25 protein-coding genes and 1 pseudogene are annotated in these 19959 nt (G+C 41.7%); 11 read left to right on the top strand and 15 right to left on the bottom strand.

The window, feature by feature from the left end; translation table 11 throughout:
• The first annotated feature begins 219 nt into the window (after positions 1-219).
• Positions 220-1047, top strand: a complete 828-nt coding sequence (locus tag BN1002_RS05360) for an STAS domain-containing protein (protein WP_048823996.1) — start codon at positions 220-222, stop codon at positions 1045-1047.
• A gap of 439 nt (positions 1048-1486) precedes the next feature.
• On the opposite strand, the gene BN1002_RS05355 is transcribed toward BN1002_RS05360, so the two are convergent.
• Positions 1487-1678 (bottom strand): hypothetical protein, encoded by a 192-nt coding sequence (locus BN1002_RS05355; protein ID WP_048823995.1) that lies wholly within the window; start codon positions 1676-1678, stop codon positions 1487-1489.
• A gap of 181 nt (positions 1679-1859) precedes the next feature.
• Between BN1002_RS05355 and BN1002_RS23605 the strand changes: the two genes are divergently transcribed.
• Positions 1860-2399: a hypothetical protein gene (locus tag BN1002_RS23605; protein WP_148362736.1), complete on the top strand. Its 540-nt coding sequence runs from the start codon at positions 1860-1862 to the stop codon at positions 2397-2399.
• Here the strand turns inward: BN1002_RS23605 and BN1002_RS05350 are convergent.
• The 4 genes from BN1002_RS05350 to BN1002_RS05335 form a co-directional block, all read right to left on the bottom strand.
• Complete coding sequence (locus BN1002_RS05350) at positions 2394-3116, bottom strand: amino acid ABC transporter ATP-binding protein (protein ID WP_048823993.1); 723 nt, start codon at positions 3114-3116, stop codon at positions 2394-2396. The genes BN1002_RS23605 and BN1002_RS05350 overlap by 6 nt on opposite strands.
• A complete protein-coding gene (locus tag BN1002_RS05345) occupies positions 3091-3822 on the bottom strand; it encodes an amino acid ABC transporter permease (protein ID WP_048823992.1) in 732 nt (243 codons plus the stop codon). Before BN1002_RS05345 ends, BN1002_RS05350 begins: the two co-directional genes overlap by 26 nt.
• An 18-nt stretch (positions 3823-3840) precedes the next feature.
• Positions 3841-4632 (bottom strand): basic amino acid ABC transporter substrate-binding protein, encoded by a 792-nt coding sequence (locus tag BN1002_RS05340; RefSeq protein ID WP_048823991.1) that lies wholly within the window; start codon positions 4630-4632, stop codon positions 3841-3843.
• Positions 4633-4882: 250 nt separating this feature from the next.
• On the bottom strand, positions 4883-5317 hold the full coding sequence (locus BN1002_RS05335) for an SRPBCC family protein (RefSeq protein ID WP_048827760.1): 435 nt from the start codon (positions 5315-5317) through the stop codon (positions 4883-4885).
• A gap of 193 nt (positions 5318-5510) precedes the next feature.
• Here BN1002_RS05335 and BN1002_RS05330 point away from each other — a divergent pair, with 193 nt between their 5' ends.
• A complete protein-coding gene (locus tag BN1002_RS05330; RefSeq protein WP_048823989.1) occupies positions 5511-5954 on the top strand; it encodes a PH domain-containing protein in 444 nt (147 codons plus the stop codon).
• Between the two features lie 106 nt (positions 5955-6060).
• Here BN1002_RS05330 and BN1002_RS05325 read toward each other — a convergent pair whose 3' ends face one another.
• Entirely contained in the window at positions 6061-6912 is an 852-nt protein-coding gene (locus tag BN1002_RS05325) for a DUF2935 domain-containing protein (protein ID WP_048827759.1), read from the bottom strand.
• A gap of 265 nt (positions 6913-7177) precedes the next feature.
• Here BN1002_RS05325 and BN1002_RS05320 point away from each other — a divergent pair, with 265 nt between their 5' ends.
• Positions 7178-8761 carry an acetolactate synthase large subunit gene (locus tag BN1002_RS05320; RefSeq protein WP_048823988.1) on the top strand — a complete coding sequence of 528 codons (1584 nt, stop codon included), beginning with the start codon at positions 7178-7180 and terminating at the stop codon, positions 8759-8761.
• 61 nt (positions 8762-8822) lie between these two features.
• On the opposite strand, the gene BN1002_RS05315 is transcribed toward BN1002_RS05320, so the two are convergent.
• From BN1002_RS05315 to BN1002_RS05305, 3 genes are all read right to left on the bottom strand, one after another.
• On the bottom strand, positions 8823-9386 hold the full coding sequence (locus BN1002_RS05315) for a hypothetical protein (RefSeq protein WP_048823987.1): 564 nt from the start codon (positions 9384-9386) through the stop codon (positions 8823-8825).
• Positions 9387-9910: 524 nt separating this feature from the next.
• A complete protein-coding gene (locus BN1002_RS05310; protein ID WP_048823986.1) occupies positions 9911-10909 on the bottom strand; it encodes an HAAS signaling domain-containing protein in 999 nt (332 codons plus the stop codon).
• A complete protein-coding gene (locus tag BN1002_RS05305) occupies positions 10896-11243 on the bottom strand; it encodes a PadR family transcriptional regulator (RefSeq protein ID WP_048823985.1) in 348 nt (115 codons plus the stop codon). Before BN1002_RS05305 ends, BN1002_RS05310 begins: the two co-directional genes overlap by 14 nt.
• Positions 11244-11611: 368 nt before the next feature.
• Here BN1002_RS05305 and BN1002_RS05300 point away from each other — a divergent pair, with 368 nt between their 5' ends.
• Complete coding sequence (locus tag BN1002_RS05300; RefSeq protein ID WP_048823984.1) at positions 11612-12142, top strand: DUF2628 domain-containing protein; 531 nt, start codon at positions 11612-11614, stop codon at positions 12140-12142.
• A gap of 180 nt (positions 12143-12322) precedes the next feature.
• Here BN1002_RS05300 and BN1002_RS05295 read toward each other — a convergent pair whose 3' ends face one another.
• Positions 12323-13084: a hypothetical protein gene (locus BN1002_RS05295; RefSeq protein WP_048823983.1), complete on the bottom strand. Its 762-nt coding sequence runs from the start codon at positions 13082-13084 to the stop codon at positions 12323-12325.
• Positions 13085-13101: 17 nt separating this feature from the next.
• On the bottom strand, positions 13102-13476 hold the full coding sequence (locus tag BN1002_RS05290) for a membrane lipoprotein lipid attachment site-containing protein (protein WP_048823981.1): 375 nt from the start codon (positions 13474-13476) through the stop codon (positions 13102-13104).
• Between the two features lie 231 nt (positions 13477-13707).
• Between BN1002_RS05290 and BN1002_RS05285 the strand changes: the two genes are divergently transcribed.
• The 4 genes from BN1002_RS05285 (at position 13708) to BN1002_RS05270 (ending at position 15995) form a co-directional block, all read left to right on the top strand.
• Complete coding sequence (locus BN1002_RS05285) at positions 13708-14085, top strand: hypothetical protein (protein WP_048823980.1); 378 nt, start codon at positions 13708-13710, stop codon at positions 14083-14085.
• Between the two features lie 135 nt (positions 14086-14220).
• Entirely contained in the window at positions 14221-14760 is a 540-nt protein-coding gene (locus BN1002_RS05280; protein ID WP_048823978.1) for an RNA polymerase sigma factor, read from the top strand.
• The gene (locus tag BN1002_RS05275) at positions 14732-15352 is read left to right on the top strand and encodes a DUF4878 domain-containing protein (RefSeq protein WP_048823977.1); all 621 of its coding nucleotides are present in this window, start codon (positions 14732-14734) and stop codon (positions 15350-15352) included. Before BN1002_RS05280 ends, BN1002_RS05275 begins: the two co-directional genes overlap by 29 nt.
• 91 nt (positions 15353-15443) lie before the next feature.
• Positions 15444-15995: a GNAT family N-acetyltransferase gene (locus BN1002_RS05270; RefSeq protein WP_048823975.1), complete on the top strand. Its 552-nt coding sequence runs from the start codon at positions 15444-15446 to the stop codon at positions 15993-15995.
• Positions 15996-16057: 62 nt separating this feature from the next.
• On the opposite strand, the pseudogene BN1002_RS23170 reads toward BN1002_RS05270, so the two are convergent.
• Positions 16058-16483: pseudogene (locus BN1002_RS23170) on the bottom strand (NUDIX domain-containing protein).
• 73 nt (positions 16484-16556) lie between these two features.
• Positions 16557-17117, bottom strand: a complete 561-nt coding sequence (locus tag BN1002_RS05255; protein WP_048823972.1) for an AAA family ATPase — start codon at positions 17115-17117, stop codon at positions 16557-16559.
• A 266-nt stretch (positions 17118-17383) separates the two neighbouring features.
• On the opposite strand from BN1002_RS05255, the gene BN1002_RS05250 reads away from it, so the two are divergent.
• Together BN1002_RS05250 and lepB are read left to right on the top strand one after the other, a co-directional pair.
• Positions 17384-17917, top strand: a complete 534-nt coding sequence (locus tag BN1002_RS05250; RefSeq protein ID WP_048827757.1) for a sigma-70 family RNA polymerase sigma factor — start codon at positions 17384-17386, stop codon at positions 17915-17917.
• 1 nt (position 17918) lies between these two features.
• The gene (gene lepB / locus BN1002_RS05245) at positions 17919-18725 is read left to right on the top strand and encodes a signal peptidase I (RefSeq protein WP_048823971.1); all 807 of its coding nucleotides are present in this window, start codon (positions 17919-17921) and stop codon (positions 18723-18725) included.
• A 53-nt stretch (positions 18726-18778) separates the two neighbouring features.
• Here lepB and BN1002_RS05240 read toward each other — a convergent pair whose 3' ends face one another.
• Together BN1002_RS05240 and BN1002_RS05235 are read right to left on the bottom strand one after the other, a co-directional pair.
• On the bottom strand, positions 18779-19117 hold the full coding sequence (locus BN1002_RS05240; RefSeq protein WP_048823970.1) for a hypothetical protein: 339 nt from the start codon (positions 19115-19117) through the stop codon (positions 18779-18781).
• Positions 19118-19209: 92 nt separating this feature from the next.
• On the bottom strand, positions 19210-19908 hold the full coding sequence (locus BN1002_RS05235) for a Type 1 glutamine amidotransferase-like domain-containing protein (RefSeq protein WP_048823969.1): 699 nt from the start codon (positions 19906-19908) through the stop codon (positions 19210-19212).
• Positions 19909-19959: the final 51 nt, after the last annotated feature.

Below are 19959 nucleotides of genomic sequence, written 5' to 3'. Positions count from 1 at the left end.
ATCAGAATATTTTTACATTAATTAGGCGCTGGGTTGGCAAAAATAGGACTAAATGACCAATTTGGCTCTTTTTCATTTAGATGGCAAAGCAAGAATGTTATGCTAGCAACTATACAAATTTTTTGACAAATTATTGCAAAACCTCTTATTTCCAAAATATCTAGTGAAAGTTATACTAGTTTTAGGCTTGGGAGAACAACGGTAAAGGTGGTTGATAGAATGAAAACTTCTTTTGAAATGTGTTTGCAAGAGATGGCCGATCAGGTGACCAGCCAGAAAGAAAGGCTGGCGAGGCAGCGGTTTGATGCCGATATGAATACATATTCCGCCCATGTAAATGATTCGTTGAAGGACTGGCGCGAGAATTTGGTCTCTATTTTTGCCCAGTCCATCTTTGATAGTTTGGATAAGACTTATCGTAATTTAATGCAGTGGGGATCAGAGGGGGTTAGGCTCCTCGTCCATCTCGATTTACCCTTGGAGCTTGCGGTAGAGGAAGTCCGTTTTTACAGAGATACGATTGGCGAAATTATCAAAAACTCAGCAATGGAGGCGAAACTCTCAATTCCTGAGTTTTATGAAATTATCTCCCGATTCGATTCCGTGGTCGACCGTGCAGTGCATTGGCTAAGTATTTCTTATTCAACTACATATGCAGCAAGGATTTCGGCCGCCGAACTGACTTCACTTGAGCTTTCCATCCCGGTTGTGAGGATAACGGAGAATATCGGAGTTCTTCCACTAATTGGGGACATCGATACTAAACGCTCGCAGGAGCTGATGGAGAAGGCGCTGAAAAAGGGCACAAGCTATGGCCTGAGTCATATTATCATCGATTTATCAGGTGTTCCGATCATCGATACAATGGTCGCAGATCACATTTTTAAAGTCATTGATGCGTTGAAATTGATCGGCATTGAGTCGATTTTAACCGGAATCCGGCCGGAAATTGCCCAGACCATGATCAGTCTCGGTATCAAAGCAGGCGGCGTTATCACTTTCGGTAGCCTTCACAATGCTGTGAAGTATCTCCAAGCTAAAGTATAAGTTTATTGCACATTCCCCTTTGGATGTGCTTTTCTTTTGGCAAAGGCTCTGTTTTCCTAGATTGTTGATTTCCACTCCGGGGACATGCTTTCCGCGGGGCGAAGCATCTACTTGATCCAACTTCATGAAAAACATTCTTGAATAGGCATCGTGCAGCTTTGCTACGAGCTGAAGGTCGCTTCCCCGAAAAGTCTGTGGCGCAGGAGCATTCTTTATGGAGCCTCCTCGGCGTCATAAACGCCTGTGGGGTCTCCACGTGCCGCTGCATCTCGCCGGAGTCAGTCCCCTGCGTTCCAATCAACCTCATTGAAAATCAACACTCACCTTTAACCTTTAACTGTGCCTTGGCAAAAAAACCGCGTTAGCTATCCTTTGGGAAGCCAAGGCGGTTTCGTTGGTTTGATTCTATTAAAATAATCCTATAAAAGTGATATCTGGCTTAGCTGTCATTTGATTCGTTTTCGTTCTCCATTTCATTGTTATCGCCCTGATTGTTGTCCATTTCGTTTTCGTGTTCAGGGTAATCCATTTCAGGCGGAGGATTATTATCTCCCGCGCAACCGGCAAGACCAAGTGTTAATCCTGCGGCCAACCCACCATTCAGCACATACTTTTTCCATTTGGATTCCATTGCAAAAACCTCCTACATTCATTTTTGTGAACCGGCTTAACCAAATTTGGGTGTTCAGCCCCCATTTTTGTCCCCCAGCACTACAATGAACCGGCCTTTTCCAATCATTCTCAAATGGACTCTACTTTTCATATAACTCTTTTTGGCATGACGTAAACCGAAATTAGCTAAATTCCACTTAATGCCAAAACTACATTTGACTGAGTTTATCAACGTCCTTATCGGCGATTTTTTCTTCGTATGGGCTTATAGAAGGCTTATCAACGACCGTAGCAGCAATTTTTCCACCGCCCGGGCGTATAGAACGCCTATCAACGACCGTACCAACGATTTTCCTTCCGTACGGGCTTATAGAACGTTTATCAACGACCGTACCAACGATTTTTTCACCGCGCGGGCTTATAGAACTCCTTTCAACGACCGCACCAACAATTTACCTTCCGCACGGGCTTATAGAACGTTTATCAACGACCGTAGCAACGATTTTTTCACCGCGCGGGCTTATAGAACGCCTATCAACGACCGCACCAACGATTTTCCTTCCGTACGGGCTTATAGAACGTTTATCAACGACCGTACCAACGATTTTTTCACCGCGCGGGCTTATAGAACGTTTATCAACGACCGTACCAACGTTTTTCCTACCGCACGGGCTTATAGAACGCCTTTCAATAAAAAAACCTGCTTCGCAATAACCGAAGCAGGCCTATCATTCTTATAAAACTTTTCCCAGGAACGCTTTCGTACGTTCGTGTTGCGGTCTCCCAAACAGTTCATCCGGTTTTCCCTCTTCGACGATGTAGCCGCCGTCCATAAACACAACTCTGTCGGCGACTTCGCGTGCGAAGCCCATTTCATGGGTGACGACGACCATCGTCATCCCTTCCATCGCGAGCTGCTTCATGACGTCGAGCACCTCTTTAACCATTTCCGGGTCGAGGGCGGAGGTCGGCTCATCGAACAGCATGATTTTAGGCTTCATCGCAAGCGCGCGGGCAATGGCGACGCGTTGTTTTTGTCCACCCGAAAGCTGTTCGGGATAGTTGTCGGCCTTATCAAGTACGCCAACTTTTTTCAAAAGCTCAAGCGCTAGCTTTTCCGCTTCACTTTTCCCCAACTTGCGGATCATCATCGGTGCCATCGTTATGTTTTCGAGCACCGTCATATGCGGAAACAGGTTAAATTGCTGAAAAACCATGCCCACTTCTGTTCTGATGTCGTTAATATCGGTTTTTGGGTCATTGACTCTTTTGCCTTCAATCAAGACAAGCCCTTCAGTAATTTCCTCAAGCAGGTTGATGCAGCGCAAAAACGTACTTTTGCCAGAGCCGGAAGGACCGATGACGCAGACAACTTCCTTTTCGCGGACTTGGCAGTCAATGCCCTTCAACACTTCAAGCTTTCCGAAGTACTTATGCAGGTTTTCCACTTTGATCATTCACTATAACCTGCCTTTCTCTTTTCTTGCGTGGATTGAAATGATTGCTGGTTCGTTTTTCAATGTACGCAACCACTTTCGTGACAACATAAGTCAAAATAAGGTACAGCACCGCTGCCATCAAATACGGTTCCCAGAAGCGTTGATACGCCCCTGCCACTATTTTGGCTGCGTATAGAATATCATTTGCGGCAATAACCGTAACCAGTGATGAATCCTTCAGCAAGGCAATGAACTCATTTCCAAGCGGTGGAATCATCCGCCGGAATGCCTGTGGCAAAATGATCTTCCGCATCGCCTGGTTATGGTTCAAACCAAGGGAGCGCGCAGCTTCCATTTGTCCCTTATCAATCGACTGAATCCCGGCCCGAATGATTTCCGCATTGTATGCGCCACAATTCAGGACAAGTGCAGTGATACCCGATACCATGAAGCCAAAAGACTGGCCAAATATAGCTGGGAAAAATGCCAGGTCAATTATCAATATTTGAACAAGCAAAGGAGTCCCTCGGAACAGGTCAACGTACAGCTTGCACGGCCAGTTAATTAGTTTTCTTTTCGAGGTTTGGCCAAGGCCGACTAGTATTCCAAGGATCATGCCGCCTATATAACCGCTTACCGTTAAGACAATTGTTACCCAGATACCACGTATAAAGAAATCACGGTAGTTCCAGATGATGTCCCACCGAAAGTCAAGAATGTCCATCTGAAACACTCTCCCTACCTATTCAAGTTTTTGTCCAGTAATTTCTTCTAATTTCCCATTTTCCTTGATTTTCTTTAGGCCCTCATTCAACATGTCCAATACTTCCTTGTTGCCTTTTTTAACCATGAAGCCGTAGAATTCCTTTTCAAACTTAGCGTCTTCAATTACTTTTAGGCCGGTATTCTTATTATTTTTCATGTATTCAAAAACCACTGCGTTATCGCCAATTGCAGCATCTGCAGATCCATTTCTTACCTGCTGCATGGCAGTTGGCTGATTTTCATAAGCTTTGATATTCGTATTTGATTTGCCAAGAATATCTTGGGCGGCTTTATGGCCGGTTGTGTTGATTTGAACGGCAACTTGTTTGTCTTTTAGGTCGTCAACGGATTTAATATCGGAACCTTCTTTGACAATAATCACTAGATTTGCCTGGTAATACGGCTCAGTGAAATCATAGGTTTGTTTACGTTCTTTCGTGATTGTAATGCCCGCTGCGCCAAAGTCCAACTCCCCATTTGTGATTTTCTGGAAGGTTGGCTCCCAGCCTACATTTTTCATTTCGAATTCAAATCCTTGTGCAGCGGCAATTGCGTTCATGACATCAATGTCGATTCCAACGATTTCCCCTTTATCATTCAAAGATTCGAACGGTGCAAAAGTCGCCTCCGTTCCTCCGACTAGCTTATCGCCTCCGTCGGAGCCGGTTTTCTTGGCGCCGCTTGTTCCCCCGCAGGCAGCTAGAAATAAAGACATACAAGCGACAATCAGTATTGCCATAAACGTTTTTCTGTTTTTCAAAATGTTCATCCCCCTTGTTTTAGTAGTTTTCAATATTTATTTTTAGTACATGTTAAGATTATATAAAGTTCAGAATATTATTTCAACATATATTTATATATTTAATTTTATATTTATGCATAATTATGAGTAAATAATACTATAATGCTATAACAGTTATGCATTTTAGTTAATATCCTTTTTATGTTAAGGTAGAAATACAACTTCTTTCCATTAAAAAAATCGGAAGACTGTGTGGCAGACTTCCGATTTTAATAAACTAATGGACCAATGACGCTCTCAACGTAGAAATGCCGTTCTCGAGATAGGCCTTCAGGCATGTCAGCATATAAACCCAGCCTTCCTTTTGGCCGAGCATTTTGGCAACCAAATCGGGATCATCTTCTTTAAAGCCCGATTCAGTTATTTGCACGACTGTCCCGGAGTCGTCCTTCTGCTCAAGAAGGATACTAACGGTCGTTTCTTCTCCTTCCGCCCCCCAGGTAAAGATAATTTTCTTAATCCCATCCGCCTCGAGAACATGGACTTTTCCTTCTGCATGATATTCAGCATATTTCCAAGTGATTGTCCTGCCGGGCTCGACTCGTGCAGTTCCCGAAGAAAACCAGTAATTCGCCATTTTTTCAGGGTCCGCTATCGCTTCATAAACCTCACTTGCTGATTTTTGTATTTTCATCTTGCTAGTAATTTGCATTTTCCTATTCCTTCCCCTTAAATAGATTTCTTTGAAAAGATATCGCTTATTAAGCCTAAAATATATCATTTCCATAAAATTATCCAGGCAAGAAACAAATTAATGTGCTCAATCTTTTTCAAACAAACCCTTCCAATAGTTAAATGAAACCTTTCTACCTTCCGGCCGTAACTTAATCAAAGGAGTGATCAGGATGACTTTCTATTCGAAAATGGACACAAAATATAAAAAATTCCTTGTGTTTCTTGTCGTTATTGTAGGACTTTCCTGCTTCTTCCCTTTCCCTTTTACAAATATAGAATTTGATTGGATTGCTTTCGGAATTCTTGGCGGTCTTTTTATTATTCTCTCCGGAATGATGATTTGGTCGCACACGTCGATCCGCTATGAATTTAAGGAAGATCACCTGTATATTCACGGCGGAATTTTCCGTTTTGACATTCCTTATAATAAAATCACATCACTTACAAGGACAAATGACTATTTAACCGGGATGCGAGTCATGTCATCCTCCAAGGGGCTCGCCATCTATAACTCGCACTCCCCGTTTGGAGAAATAAAAATCTCCCCCGATCCGGAGGAGGAGTTCATTCAGACGCTTAAAAAACACGCACCTCAAGTGCAAATCAGGCTGTGATTTTTGCAAAAAGAACAATCAATAATTACCCAAGAAAGCCAACCTGCTGTCAGGTTGGCTTTTCCCATTTGAGCCTTATTATTGAGCATTTCCACTGCCAATAAAATCAATAACGCTGTTCGTTCATCTGTTTCGTTTTTAATCTCTCTTCCAAAATGTGAATCATATAAAGGAAATGCTCCGCTTCCCTTACAACATGATCCGCCAATAATGGATTGATGACGTTGCGGATTTGGCACGATTTGATCAGTTCGAGCCCCGTTTTCTTAAAGTTCCGCAATTCCGCTGTAGCAGTTTCACTCTCTTTATTCATCCTGCCAATGATCGGGTATGTCGGCTGCTTTTGGTACAGCATCGTTTCGACATCCCTAGCCTGGTTCAAAAGCACTTCAAAATCATCGCCGAACTTAAGGGCGGCCCTCACTAGATTCCGCTCGGATTGGTCGAGCAGCGACGCGATAAAGCGGGAATGTTCCATCATAATCTTCAGCCAAAACACATTTTCACTTATGATGGCGTCTTGGATCGGGTCGAGGATTCCCTGGTTAAATTTTTGCAAGGTCCTCATAAAATACTCCGCTTCCCGAGCAACATGGTCGACAAGAAGCGGAAAGTTAAAGCCATGCACTTTGCAATTAATAATCAGGATTAGTAAATTCCGCTTGAAATTCCGGAATCCCTGTACCAGCTCTATGCTTTCCTCATTCATTCGCCTTACTTGTGTTACATTGTAGCCTATCTGATAGGCTTTTTGTTCCTGCTGCTCAAAATAAGTATGGAATCTGTCGACCTGCTGGATAAGCTGCGTATCATTCCGGCTGAATCCCTCGCCAAGAAACAATGCATGTTCCTTCATGATCCGCAGCCAGAATCTATTTTCAGTAATCGAACGTTCAATAAACATTTGCTCTGTAAGCGACTCGGGTTTCGCGGCAAATGTCTCGGGCAATACAAGCATCTGGCTGAATTGGTCCGCGCTCACATGGCCTGGCAGCTGTGGCTGATTTTGCACATAACTCACCTCCGGAAACTGTCTATATAAATCATTCTATTACCGTTCCGTGGGCAATATGTTCTAGACGCAGCCAACTATTTTCTGCATAAGCCTCTGGAATCAAAACAAACTAGTTTTAAAGGAACCTCAGTGATTTTTTTGCAAAAGTTCAGTACCAAGAGGATTGCGAATTTTTGAGAATAGATTAGCGTGTTAACAAGGAGGAATTATGAAAGCAGCGGATGTTTTGGTTAAGTGTCTTGAAATCGAGGGTGTTGAGTACATATTCGGTATGGTCGGAAAAGAGATTCTGGGTCTGATGGATTCTTTGTCCCAATCGGAGAAAATTCAATATGTGGCTGTCAGACATGAACAAGGGGCCGCTTTTATGGCAGATGTGTATGGAAGGCTGGCGGGGAAACCAGGGGTCTGTTTATCAACACTTGGGCCGGGGGCGTTGAATCTGCTTACAGGGGTGGCGAGCGCACAACTGGACCATTCTCCGCTTGTCGCCCTGATTGGCCAGGCCGATCTCAAGCGCCATCACCCCGAATCGCATCAATACATTGATATTCCTAAGATTATTGAGCCTGTCACGAAGAACACCTCCCAAATCGTCGACCCGGAAACACTTCCTTCCGCCATTCGCAAATCATTCAGACTGGCAGCAATGGAAAAGCCAGGTTCAGCGGCAGTAATTTTGCCGGAAAACATTCTATCCAAACCGATTAAGGCACAGCCACTGGAAGTCACCCCATTACCCGAGACCGTGCCTTCCGAAGAGGCCCTTAACGCAGCCATCCAACTAGTCCAAACCAGTGAAAAGCCATTTATTCTCACAGGGAACGGAGTCGTACGGCAGGATGCGGCAGCGGAGTTAAGGAAGCTGACAGACATGCTTCAGTCCCCTATTGCCCACAGCATGAAGGCAAAAGGAATAGTAGAGACCGGCCATCCGCAAAATTACTTTACCTTCGGCTTCAGCGAAAAGGATGTGGTTCTGCCAGGCATCGAGGAGGCGGATCTGCTCATCTGCATTGGACTGGATTTCGTGGAAAAGCTGCCCAGCCACTGGAACAAACTTAAGCTTCCTGTCCTGCACATTGATTCATTGCCAGCCGAAACAAATGAATATTACCCAGTTGTCACTGAACTGGCCGGGAACATAAAAAAGACGCTTAGATTGCTTAACGATTCAGGATTGCCCAGGAAATCATGGGAGCCACCAGGGAATTTACAATGGAAAATCGAAGAAGAATATCAGATCAATCAATTTCCATCAACAAGTGAGCCGATGAAAATCGAACATGTCCTCCATATAATTCAAGAACTTGCTCCTGACGATACAATTTTGATTTCCGATGTTGGCGACCATAAGGTTTCCATCGCGCGAACCTATCAGCCTAAGATGCCTAATCGGGTCATCATCTCCAACGGGTTGGCGACGATGGGAATCGCCATCCCAGGCTGTATCGGCGCCAAGCTCGCCAGCCCGGATTCCACCGTCATCGCAATAACCGGGGACGGCGGCGCTTTGATGAATTTTGCAGAAGTCGAAACAGCAGCCCGGCTCGGATTATCGTTTTTAATTATCGTCATCAATGACTCCATGTTAAAACTTGAAGTCAAGCAAATGGAAAAGAAGTTCGGCGAATCCTATGGCACATCGTTTCAGAACCCCGATTTTGCCAAATTGGCAGAAAGCTTTGGGATTCGTGGTTTGCGTGTCGCTACAGTGGACGAATTTGAAAATGCATTGAAGGATTTTCTTTCGGATTCTGTTGGAATTACTTTGATTGAACTTGGCAAGTGACACCGCACGCAGGAAATGAATATGTGATTCTCAGGGCAAATATATCAGGCTGCTCCAAAGGTTACCAGGGAATTGTGTTCTTAAACCTTTTGAAGAAAATAATTGAAGCTTCTACCCAACCCCATGTGTAAAGGAAGGCGAAGATGAAAACACCGCCTAACGTGATGATTGAAAACGAAAGCGAAATCGCAGGGCCAAGGACCGGAAACCTAAAAACATATAGCAAAGCCGCGATGCCAACTGTCAGGAAAACTCCACCAAGCAAAATGATCGCTAATCTTTTTTTGAAAAAACAAAACGCGAGACCCAATCCGAAACCGAGCAGGCCTGTCGTAAAGGGAAAGACGATCAGTTCGCTTGGCTGAAGAACCAGTAGTAAAAGGCATGTAAGAAAATACGAAAGAGTCCCTGTCCAAACGGATACGATAAAGCACAGTAATATCGGCGCGGTGGCGAGCGGACTGGCCAAGTAGCCCACTCCAGGAAAGAAGCCGCCGGCCGACTGGAAAATCGCCGCAAGCCCGGCAAAAATCGCACCTAATACAAGCTTCAACGATGTAGAATATCGATTGAATCGCAGGTGAGTGAACTGAATATCATTGCTAATATCATTTAGAAAGTACATCAATCCACCTCATTTAATCCTTTTTATAATTAGTATATTAAGCATTTACCAGGATGGACTTTTTCAGGGAGTAAAATTTAATCAAAAAAAATAACGCCTGGCTGCCCAGGCGTTTGAGTAACATTTATCATGCTGAATCCATTTTTACTACAAAGTTCTAATCACGCAATTTCACTTAATAATGGCTCCGTTATCTTTGGTTGCTGATTTCCACTCCAGGGACATGCTTTCCGCGGGGCGAAGCATCCCGCCGGGAGTCAGTCCCCTCTGTTCCAATCAACTTCATTGAAAATTAACACTCTACTATAACTCAGCCTAAAAAATAAAATACAAAATCCCCTGAATTAGAACAATCGTAACAAGCAACCCCAGCAAAAGCTTTTTACCGATAAAGTTTACAGTGCCTTTTCGATTTCTCTGCAAAAGTAAAACAATAATGATTAGCATAATTAATATTATTGAAGCTCCCATTCTACACCTCTAAATAAAGATTAATCCTTGAATACGAACTTGGCATTGTTATTTCAAGGGGCTTTTATTTTGCGAAAACCATCGTATACGTTATAAGCGGCGCCAAAGATGAAAATTAGAATCGCTCCTGAAGTCAATCCTGTTCCGAACTGCCCAGTTGTTACGTTAAAGGCATCCGCCATGTAAGATAGGAAATTCTCATTAAAGATGTTCGGATTTGTGAGAATGACGACCAAAACGATGGTTGCACTCACCTGGATGACAATATTTAATTTTGCCATGTTCCCCGTCCATCTTCCTTGAATCAACTTATAAAGGGCAAATGCGACTTCAAGTCCAACCATCAAGACAATCAAAGGCCAATAGTTAAGCAAAACATCCTGTTGAAAGGCAGGCGTCACGAATTCAAGCTCTCCTCCGCCTCCTCTATAAATTCCGACAAGGTGGTCAGCATAAAAATAAAAGGTTGCCCAGCTCGCCGTCCACATCAATGACGAGAAAACCTCCCTGCGGGTAATGGCTTTTTTCAGGGGAGCTATAGGTATATTCTTCAAATCGTCAGGGGTCCATTTCTTCATGCTTGCTGACAATGGGTTCCTGTCTTTTCCTGTATCGGTTCTTTCCATAACCGCAAACACAATGGTTACCCAGAAAAAGGTTTGCATTCCTACATCAAGAACTCTGGCAATCCCAACACCGATAAGATCGATAACCTCATTCAAGATGGTTTCATTCCCTTGCAGCCCGATGAAATATTGGGCAATCACAGAGATAAATGAAATGATAAACGCTATAGGCAAAATCATTTTCAGCAGTGTAACATAGACATCGAAATAGCGCGGACCAATCAGGTACATCGGCCGATCACGGTAACCGCTTGCCAAGGCGGCCGGACTTCCCAAATTTTCTAGAACCCTCTTTACATCCTCTTCGCTATAATCTTCAGGCAGGGAATCCTCGATTGTAGACCTCAATTCCAATGCGATATCCTCACGGCTTTTCTCAGGCAGCCTCCGGGTTACTTCCTGAATATAAATCTCAACGTAATTCATCCTCTTCCTCCCCCTTTAATAATCGGTAAAGCTCCTCCGAGTTCTTCATCCATTCCTTTTTCAACTGCGAAAAGATCTCAAGTCCATACTCGCTCAAAACATAATACTTACGCGGCCGGCTTTCTGACGTATCCCAGCTGCTCGTCACCAATTCCTGCTTCTCTAACCTGCGAAGAAGTGGGTACAAGGTGCTTTGATCAATGACAATTCCCGAGCCTTCAAGTAATTGAACGAGCGAATAACCATACTGCGGTGTGCGTAACTGGCTTAAAACCGCCAATGTTAACGTTCCCCTTCTCAACTCGATTGTCAGTGAATCCAATAAACTGCTCATTCACTCACCTCATTTCCATTACTGTATGTCGTACAGTACTCTTTATACTATGTATCATACAGTATTAGTGTGACGAAAGCAATTGAATTTACAAAGTATTACAAAAGAAAAAACGCACGAATAAACCTAACGGATTCCCTATTAAGATTGTTGTGTAAAAAACGGTTTTTTGGATATTTATGTTAAAATAGTCGTAGACTTATTCAACTACTGAGGCAAGATAGTACATTTACACTCGTGAATAAAGCTTCCATTATGGAAGTCTGTGTAGATACATAACAATTAATAATTACCTAAAATCAAGTAGGGCTTTAATTTCTATTTTTTCTTGGGTACGGAAAATTTTCAGGCGGGAGGAAGTGATTTATATGGGACATGTCGGAATAACTAAATGGGATTACAGCGAAGTTAATGACAAATATAGGTTGGGGGTATTTATTGGGGAAAGTAAAAAAAATAAATATCTACTTAAATTTGGCATGAGGATTTATGATGATAGTTGCATAAACTTACCACGTCGAGCAAAACTATCGTGGAATTGGAGTGCACTCTTTGGTGGTGTACTTTGGATGGGATATAGAAAAATGTATATCGAGCTGGCAGTTCTTTCTACCCTATTTATGCTGCCAAACTTAATCTTTTCTAATATAAGTGATACTCAAGATACACTAATGACGGCTTTATATTGGCTTGTACTTGGACTACTAGCTAATTCATTATACTTTGCCAAGTGTAAAAGAGAGATAACAAGAATAAAGAAGTTAAATCTTTCTTTATATGACGAATTAGAGGTTCTAAAACATAAGGGCGGAACTAGTGTAGCAGGCATATTCATAAGTATCTTAATACTAATTATTGAAATAGCAATTTACGCAATTGCCCATTTATACTTAATTTAAATACCCTAACCACTTTAAGAGGGTTAAGAGAGAGCTTAATTGCTCTCCTTTTTAAAAGGATAGAAGAGTGGTACTTCAAACTAAAACTGATAAAACACCCGCATTTTTTGGAGCACATATTCCACGGGGCTGATTCGCTTCTTTATCAGCCTTCCTCCTTCTCGAAATTCATTATACCGCTTAAAACGATTCCCTTTTATATTTCCAAAGCACATCCTGTAAAATTTCTTTATTATAGCCCGTTCTCTGATGAATCCGATTGGCCCACTCTTCAACCCTGTCCAATTTAGCCTCCACCTTTAATCCTTCGCTGGTGCTCAAAAAGCTTTCCCAGTGGAAAAATTCCCAGTGGGCGACTTCCGATTTAAAAGGAACCCTAACCTCCACCAGCGGCTTTGGATGGATCTGATTTTGACAAATTTCGGCTGCCTTTAGGAAAGCCTCCCTTTCAATAGGTTTTGTGTGGTAAGTTTGCTTTGAGGCTTTCCCGTTAGGACGATGATAAACTACTTCAACGCCCATCTCGTGGTCCAGGACTTGTACTTCTGCTCCTGGGAAAAAACCGCTCAATCTTTCACTGGAGAAATCTTCGCTATCCGTATCAATCAGGATGGGGGTGATCCATTGGTCCCCTAGGTCACACAAGTAGCGATGGCCTTGTTCACCCACAGCCATAACAGCAACATGAGCGTCTTCCGTATCAAGGCCATGGCCAATTGGATAGGCTTCGACCCCATCCCTTTTAAATTCATCAAGCAGCCAGAGGGCAAGGTCGAAGCAATTCCCCGACATGCCGTATTGTTCCCTGTGCTCCCGCATAAGTGTAACATCACGCTGCTTTTTATCAGTTCCCAGTTCGAAATACCATGCTTTTGTTAATGTCTCCATCGGGAAATCATTAAACTTTCTCCATGTCTTCAGAATGCTTTCCGTCGCCCGCATCCTCGCACCTCTTCTATTTATTTCTTATTTCCGCTCTTTAAATAGAACGTTTCCTTCTTCCCATTCCATTTTATCAACACTTTAATTTTGTCATCCTTGGAAGTTAACGCGCAACCTTTGCAATTTGTTTTGACTGTGATGGTTCGTTCATTACGAGTTTCTTCCCTTGTTATACTTTTTCCATCTTTAATATTGAGTTCGAAATCCTTGAATACAGTGTCGCTATTTCCTTCTTTATAAAAAAATTTGTATTCCCCGTTTTCTCTTGCATCTCCGATATATGCTGTGTATTCACCTTTCCAATTCTCGCTTTCCCCTGTAAAACGAACATATTCATCCCCGCATCCTGACAACATCACTAACAAAACGGTAATGAAGAAGTATTTTCTCATTTTCCCCTCCAGTAGTCCTGTATTTAAGCACATGGTTGTCTTATTAATTCGCTAATTCCCTTCCACTACCTTCATTTTATTTGCAAAATAAATTACTCATTCATGACTAATTAATAATTTACTGAATTTTCCTGCAACCATTATAAAAAATGTGATATTATGGAAATTAGTAGAGTTGTTAGTTCACCCGCCGCAAATGTCCTGGAAAATCGGTTTAGGGAGGCTGTTTTTTTGCTCAAGTCAAAAGTTTTTATTATTCCCGCGGTCCTTATTGTCGTTTTATCGATTTTTATTTTTGTAAAAAGAGAAGCCATTTTCCAGGAGGGAAACCCCATTCCATTGGGCATCGCTGCTTCGAAAATGATTTTGCAAAACAAAGAAATTGTAAGAGTCAGCAAGGATATCGAAAAAGCCTCCTATTTAGTGAAACGGGGTGAGTTTGAACCCTTCCTTCAACTGATGGAAGCGGAAGGATGGGAACTCATCAACCGGAATAAGACCCAAAATCTATTAGTATTCGAAAAGGAAAGCCAGAGCATTGGCGTCGGATATAAATATTATACAAAGCATTATACGATTTTTACTTTGGGCAGTGACATCCTCCCTTAACAAATTCTCTCTTTCAAAAAGCACATTTAAGTGCTTTTTTTGGTTGCAGAGAAAAATTTCCCGTTTCTGTAACTTTTTATCGATTAATTCCGTTTTTACTGTAACAATTGAATTGTTGGGAGAGGAGATGAGTTTTTGGACGGGGATTACATCAAGGCACAGCTAAACGAATGGTATCAAGTATATAGCAATGATCTTTTTCATTACATTTTTTTCATGGTCGGCGAGCGTGAACAGGCAAAGGATATTCTCCAGGACACTTTTATTCGGGCCTATCAGAAGCATGATTCGTTTAATGGGGAGCATGTGAAAAGCTGGCTTTTCCGGATTGCCCGCAATTTGACGATGGATTATTTCAGAAAGAAAAAACCGATTAGTTATTATCTCGACTTTATTCCCGCGGTGAAATCGACCGATCATGGTCCCGAACAAATAGCCATGTTAAATGAAACAGAAAGGCTCCTGTATCTTGCTTTGAGCAGGCTTAAACGTGATTACAGGGATGTTATTATTTTGCGAAAAATAAAGGAATTTTCTATCGCAGAGTCAACCGAAATCCTCGGCTGGAGCGAAAACAGAGTGAAGGTGAATTTGTTCAGGGGAATGAAAGAACTGAAAAAAGAGCTCGAAAAGGAGGGTTTTACGAGTGAGTCATTATTACGAAGAAGTGAATGAGTTTGATCGCGACTTTAAGTCTTTACAGAAAAAGGCCAGCCTTACAGCGGAGGAACGGTCCAGCATACTGGGACAAATCCACGAAAAGTTAGATGACACTCCTCGCTTTCGCAAAAGTCCTTTCCTGGCATGGAAGTCCATTACGGCTTACGCTGGTCTCGCACTGATCGTTATGCTGCTCATCCCCGGACTTTTCAATGGACTATTGGGCGGTGAAGGAAGCCATTCTGGTAAGGCTTTGACTGCAGAACAGGCAGTGGAACAATATTATCATCTATTGAACAGCAAAGAATTTGAAGCCTTTTATGATTTGCAAAGCAATAACCTGAAGAAAACGATGGCAGAGCAAACAGGCATGACAAAAGAAGAGTTTTTGAAAGGCTGGAAAAGTGCCAACGATCCTCCGGTCAAAATTAATAAGATCGAGAAAGTTAAAGTAGAGGGCAGAAGCGGCACCTTTGTTGCTGGAACAGTCGATATTCCCCTCACAACCCGCGGCCCTGCCTATTCGCAAGTCACCACCTTTAAAGTGGTCAAGGAAAATGATGAATGGAAAATTGATGAGGTGGTAAGCAGCGAAAGAGTTAATTAGTCACTCTTAATCTGGCTAGTAAAAAGGGATTTGCCTGCTCTTGACAAATGCAGGATTATTGATTAGTAAGCAAGCACATGGAGGATTAACTATGAAAGACGATCATGCTAACAAAACAATTTTGACAGAAAGGCTAATCCTAAGGCTTTTCCATGAATCTGACGCCCCGGCTGTCACAAGGCTTTGCAACAATTACAATATTTACAGGAATACATTGTACCTTCCCTACCCATATTCTGAGGAAGATGCATTAATTTGGATTGCGGCTCATCTTGAGAATTTTAATGCGGATAAATCATATGAATTTGCCATTTCATTGAAAGCAACTGGGGAACTGGTAGGGGCAATCGCACTTACCAATATTCAAAGGTTCCGCCACGGGGAAATAGCTTACTGGGTCGGGGAAGAATACTGGGGAAACGGATATGCCACAGAAGCGGCGCAAGCAATTGTTCAATTTGCATTCGACGAAAAGCAATACCATAGAGTATTTGCCCGGTACTTCAGTACTAACCCGGCATCAGGAAGAGTTTTGCAAAAGCTCGGAATGGAAAAAGAAGGCGTGTTCAAAGACCATGTAATCAAGGAAGACCGGTATGAGGATTTGGTGTATTATGGGTTGATTAACCCAGCCCATGGATGAATATCGGAAAGACCAAGTGATAAGCCACGGGATTTTTACCCTGTGGCTTTTTACATTAAGATTTATACACTTAGTTTTTTATGGGCCGTAATGGCCTCTATCAGAAAATCCCTATCCTCAGGAAACGAAAGCTCCAAGTTACGAATTTCGTCCACCGATTTCCAGGCGATCTCATAAATGAGGTTATCCGGATCCTGAATCATTTTGCTACCGCCAACAATAGAAACCAAATAATAGTGAACTTACACAGTGGTATTTAGTTCCGCAATGCATCCTCTTTTAACTTGAAGCTTTTGTATAATCTCTACCTTATATCCTGTTTCTTCTTCAACTTCTCTTATACAGCATTCTTCAAATGTTTCGTTCTCTTCTTTAGTCCCCGAGGGTATCGACCATGTTTTCTCTTCTTCAGGAGTCCCCTGCAAGACCATTAATAACTGGCCCTCTTCATTGATGCAAACGCCTGCAGCTCCGAACCAATTTTGCATAAATGCAGCTCCTTTTCTTTTTCCCTTTGTTACCTAGGGTTAGCCCCCTACGGCATCCTAAGGACAACACTGTCTACAAATTAAATTTTTCTTTGACTAGTTCAGCAACTTCCTTTGGGCTCAAATTTGTATTGTTTATTCGTATGTAATTTTCCATTTCTATTTCACCATCAAGTGAATTCAATCTATATTCCTCCATAGACTTAATCAGGTCATTTTCAGACCATTCAATATTTCTCTTGGTGGGCTTATGTTCAAGTCGATTAGGGGTTTTATTGCGTTCAAGTCTTTTTTCCACATCCGCCTCGAGTTCCACAAAGAAAACTGTGGCTCCTCTGGACTCGAAAAGTTGAGTGACTTGATTTATATAATCCCAATCAGATTGTAGATTAAATGCCCAAACATATGTAAATATCATTCCAGGCAAATTACTTTTTGATACCTCTTCAAATATCTCCTGGCGAAACAAATTTACTAATCTTTTTCCTTCTTTTGTCCCATAATCGAAAAAATGGCTGACCAAGTCAATCGTCATATGGTTATGGAAAAGTTTCAAGCCTGTTATTTTCGCTAAATCCTGTCCAACAGTCATTTTCCCTACTGCCTGAGGACCAAATATTAAAACTAATTTCATAAACGTCTCCCACTCGCAATTTATATTTTACTAGAATTTTACACGTTCTAAACTAGGCTCGTCTACCTATTCCCCATTATTTGTCATCATCACTATTATTTAATATGCTCTTACCTTTATGATTGAGTAAATACCATGAGTATTACTTTTAGTAGATATCTATGAAACAAAGTTTGTAAGATGAAACGGATTAAATAAATGAAACCAAAGGTAAACTTGGTCGTCTTAGCATTGAGTAGAGATGAGGTGATATCGGGTTGAACAGAATGGCTCTTAAAGAAGATGGATGCTCAAAAGAAAAGGATGCTTGGTTTGAGGGGATTATGGACCAATATGGTGACCGCTTAACAAAGCTTTCTTATACCTACACAAAGGATTGGCGTTTGGCCGAGGACATAGTTCAGGATGTCTTCATTACTTGTTACAGAGAGTACGAAAACCTCGAAAAAATTTCTTCTTTTAAAGCGTGGATATTCAGGATTACGATAAATAAGTGCAAAGACTTTTTGCGTAGTTCATTTTTCAAAAGGGTGTTTGCCAATTCGGAGCTGATTGCACAAGAGAAATCTTCCGCATTATCACCGGAAATGTTGGCATTGAAAACTAGTGAAGAAGAATTTCTATCCAAGTCTGTTTTAGCACTTCCGCTTAAATATCGCGAGGCTATCCTGCTCTACTATTATGAAGAATTATCAATTGATGAAATAAGCGAACTTTTAAAAATTAATAAAAACACAGTAAAAACGAGGCTGGCAAGGGGTCGGGGCAAATTAAAAAAGTTAATGGAAAGGTGGAGCTGACATGGAAAAAGAACTCGAGAATCTCAGGAAAGCAATGGATGCTTCCACTCATAAGGGAATCCGTTTCACCCATATCCATAAAGAGAAAATTAGGGAATCTCTGCGGCACGAAGCAAAAGAAACAAAAACAAAACCCGCTATCCATTATTACTTCGTTGCGGCCTTGGCTATATCCCTGTTTATCTTGCTTTTTTCACAAGATCTAGCGGGACATTTATCTTCAGAATATAAATCCCAACCAGCATCAGATCAAACCATTCAAGATAAGACAACAAAACCGAAAATAGACATCGTGGAAGCCGGCAGTAATACATTTGTTATTGCTTACGGCGGCCAAAACATGGACCGGGGAAACTATGATTTTGTTTCTATTGACGGGGAAAGAAAAGCAGTGTTGGAAAAGACAACTGACGTTAAGCGGGGAGATATCATTTATTTTAACTACCCTGAAGATGACGGGCTTCCGCTTTATAACCCTGATGACTATTTAGCAAGAGTCGTGGGTCTTCCAGGAGAAACGGTTGAAATCATTGACGGACAGGTGTTTATCAACGGTAAAAAGCTTGTCGCATTTTATGCTAAGGCAGCCAGAGTGGGATTGGACATGAAATCATATTTTGCCAAAGTAAACGATCAATCCAATCTTAAAGAGGAAGATTTTAAAGTAAATATGCCCCCTGTCAAAGTACCGGATTCGGCCGTTTTCGTGTTAAGTGATGATTGGATAAGGGGTACAGGAAGCCATAACTTCGGGCCAGTTGAAAAGTCAGAAATTAAAGGTAAAGTCCTAGGCTATTTAAAGGATTAATAGTTGGTATAAGGCTGTTCCAAAAGATCAATTAGCAAATCTTATGGAACAGTCTACCTCCCACGCTTTATAGAAAGTTGGCGTGCTAAATAATAAACTATATAAATCGTTATATTCACAACTGCCAAGGAGCCAAGGAAGGCTACTAGGTTAACGGAAATGGGATACTCCCAAGGGGAATACATTGACAATTCAATAGGAAAAGGAGGATCATTACCTGTCAGGTCCTGTTCAATATAAGGAAATGGAAGACCAAATGCCGCATGTTTTAAATCTTCATAATCATTTACTAGACTTTTTGTAAACAATGGTGACAGGATAACCAAAAAATTTGCCAGCAAAAAAAGAGTTGCAAAGACTTTCTTAATGTCTAAAACCACCTTTCCAAGCAATTTCCCTTAATCGTCTATTACTCTACGTACTGTGAAAGATTGATGTCGCTCATCTTCAATAAATTCTATATATCTAAAACAATAAACATCCCCTATTCCCCCAAGTATTTTGTGTCCACTTCTTTTTCAACAATTTTCCCATCGACACAGTTAACAAAGTAACCCTTTGCTTTTGGCCTCGAACTTACTGAATAAGTTAATGTTTCATTTATAAAATGAAGAGCTGCCCCGTCATCAACTCCGAATCCTTCTTTTATTTCTCCTGCCAGAATTAATTGGTGATATGAAGGTTTTCTTTTATTCTCCCCATCATAATGAGGACAGTAGCTGCCCTTTAAGATTCCTAAAGCGTCCAACCTATACAAAGGGGCATTCAATGGGTCTGTTAATCCTTCTTCAAACCAACAAATTGAACCAGCACTTAAGCCTGCAAGGATAACTCCGTTTTTATAGGCCTTTTTCAAAACTTTATCCAATCCCCATTCTTTCCATAAAACTAGCATATTTCTGGTATTCCCTCCGCCGACATAAATGACATCATGCTCCAGAACATATTTTTCTAAATCTGTAAAGTTCGGCTCAAACAATGATAAATGAGAAGGTTGGCAAGGAAGGGTATTAAACGCATCATAAAACCTCTCTATATAATTTGTCTGATCTCCACTAGCCGTTGGGACAAAACAAACCTTTGGCAAACCGTTTTTAACTTGCTCTAAAATGTACTTATCGAGTAAGAGGTTTTCCGGTTCCATGGAAAAACCGCCGCCACCCATTGCAATGATCTGTCTCATTTCATCAGTCCTCCAGTATTTTACTTTATAGATTCTCGAGAGGATGACCAG

Source organism: Bacillus sp. B-jedd (genome assembly GCF_000821085.1).
In the GTDB taxonomy this organism is placed as follows: domain Bacteria; phylum Bacillota; class Bacilli; order Bacillales; family Cytobacillaceae; genus Bacillus_D.
The sequence above is the reverse complement of the archived record's forward strand: the minus strand, read 5'-3'. Positions and strand labels throughout refer to the sequence as shown.

Bases quoted from the DNA above. Each gene is read 5' to 3' on its own strand.
- BN1002_RS05360 (WP_048823996.1), top strand. From the start codon at position 220: ATGAAAACTTCTTTTGAAATGTGTTTGCAAGAGATGGCCGATCAGGTG.
- BN1002_RS05355 (WP_048823995.1), bottom strand. From the start codon at position 1,678: ATGGAATCCAAATGGAAAAAGTATGTGCTGAATGGTGGGTTGGCCGCA.
- BN1002_RS23605 (WP_148362736.1), top strand. From the start codon at position 1,860: ATGCCAAAACTACATTTGACTGAGTTTATCAACGTCCTTATCGGCGAT.
- BN1002_RS05350 (WP_048823993.1), bottom strand. From the start codon at position 3,116: ATGATCAAAGTGGAAAACCTGCATAAGTACTTCGGAAAGCTTGAAGTG.
- BN1002_RS05345 (WP_048823992.1), bottom strand. From the start codon at position 3,822: ATGGACATTCTTGACTTTCGGTGGGACATCATCTGGAACTACCGTGAT.
- BN1002_RS05340 (WP_048823991.1), bottom strand. From the start codon at position 4,632: ATGAACATTTTGAAAAACAGAAAAACGTTTATGGCAATACTGATTGTC.
- BN1002_RS05335 (WP_048827760.1), bottom strand. From the start codon at position 5,317: ATGCAAATTACTAGCAAGATGAAAATACAAAAATCAGCAAGTGAGGTT.
- BN1002_RS05330 (WP_048823989.1), top strand. From the start codon at position 5,511: ATGACTTTCTATTCGAAAATGGACACAAAATATAAAAAATTCCTTGTG.
- BN1002_RS05325 (WP_048827759.1), bottom strand. From the start codon at position 6,912: ATGCTTGTATTGCCCGAGACATTTGCCGCGAAACCCGAGTCGCTTACA.
- BN1002_RS05320 (WP_048823988.1), top strand. From the start codon at position 7,178: ATGAAAGCAGCGGATGTTTTGGTTAAGTGTCTTGAAATCGAGGGTGTT.
- BN1002_RS05315 (WP_048823987.1), bottom strand. From the start codon at position 9,386: ATGTACTTTCTAAATGATATTAGCAATGATATTCAGTTCACTCACCTG.
- BN1002_RS05310 (WP_048823986.1), bottom strand. From the start codon at position 10,909: ATGAATTACGTTGAGATTTATATTCAGGAAGTAACCCGGAGGCTGCCT.
- BN1002_RS05305 (WP_048823985.1), bottom strand. From the start codon at position 11,243: ATGAGCAGTTTATTGGATTCACTGACAATCGAGTTGAGAAGGGGAACG.
- BN1002_RS05300 (WP_048823984.1), top strand. From the start codon at position 11,612: ATGGGACATGTCGGAATAACTAAATGGGATTACAGCGAAGTTAATGAC.
- BN1002_RS05295 (WP_048823983.1), bottom strand. From the start codon at position 13,084: ATGCGGGCGACGGAAAGCATTCTGAAGACATGGAGAAAGTTTAATGAT.
- BN1002_RS05290 (WP_048823981.1), bottom strand. From the start codon at position 13,476: ATGAGAAAATACTTCTTCATTACCGTTTTGTTAGTGATGTTGTCAGGA.
- BN1002_RS05270 (WP_048823975.1), top strand. From the start codon at position 15,444: ATGAAAGACGATCATGCTAACAAAACAATTTTGACAGAAAGGCTAATC.
- BN1002_RS05255 (WP_048823972.1), bottom strand. From the start codon at position 17,117: ATGAAATTAGTTTTAATATTTGGTCCTCAGGCAGTAGGGAAAATGACT.
- BN1002_RS05250 (WP_048827757.1), top strand. From the start codon at position 17,384: ATGGCTCTTAAAGAAGATGGATGCTCAAAAGAAAAGGATGCTTGGTTT.
- lepB (WP_048823971.1), top strand. From the start codon at position 17,919: ATGGAAAAAGAACTCGAGAATCTCAGGAAAGCAATGGATGCTTCCACT.
- BN1002_RS05235 (WP_048823969.1), bottom strand. From the start codon at position 19,908: ATGAGACAGATCATTGCAATGGGTGGCGGCGGTTTTTCCATGGAACCG.